This is a genomic window from Frankia sp. AiPs1 (assembly GCF_023716945.1).
Taxonomy (GTDB): domain Bacteria; phylum Actinomycetota; class Actinomycetes; order Frankiales; family Frankiaceae; genus Frankia.
The window spans coordinates 1-646 of the sequence record NZ_JAMQQF010001146.1 but is presented as its reverse complement, the minus strand read 5'-3'; the positions used below and the strand labels follow the sequence as shown (position 1 = coordinate 646).

Annotated in this window: 1 pseudogene; it reads left to right on the top strand. The window is 75.1% G+C overall.

Annotated features, from left to right (window positions below):
- A pseudogene (locus ND748_RS33360) lies at positions 1-646 on the top strand (excinuclease ABC subunit C); the annotation flags it as partial.

Sequence of the window (646 nt, the reverse complement as noted above, 5' to 3'; positions counted from 1 at the left end):
GGCATCCCGCGCGAGATCCTCGTGCCCGTGCTGCCCCCGGACGCCGACGCCGTGGCCGAGCTGCTCGGCGTCGCCCGCGGCGGCCGGGTCGAGGTCCGGGTGCCGCGCCGCGGTGACAAGCGCACCCTGCTGGAGACCGTCGAGCGCAACGCCCGCCAGGCGCTGGCGCTGCACCGCATGAAGCGGGCCAGCGACCTGACCGCGCGCAGCCGGGCGCTCGCCGAGCTCCAGGAGGCCCTCGAACTGCCGGACGCGCCGCTGCGCATCGAGTGCTACGACGTGTCGAACATCCAGGGCACCAACGTCGTCGCGAGCATGGTCGTCTTCGAGGACGGGCTGGCGCGCAAGTCCGAGTACCGCCGGTTCTCCATTCGCGGTGGCAGGAGCGCCGGTCGCGAGCACGGGCGGGCGGACGCCGAGCAGGACGACGTCGCCAGCATGTACGAGACCATCCATCGCCGGTTCTCCCGGTACCTCGCCGAGCGGTCCCGCACCGGGGAACTCGTCGACATCGTCGACCCCGTGGAGGATCTCGTCGCCGGCCCCATCACCGCTTCCGCCACGTCCGCCGAGCCGGCGGGCGACCTCGTCGGCGGCGTCCCCGCCGGGGTCGAGGCGGGCGTGCGGGACGGGCGGGGCCGGGCCG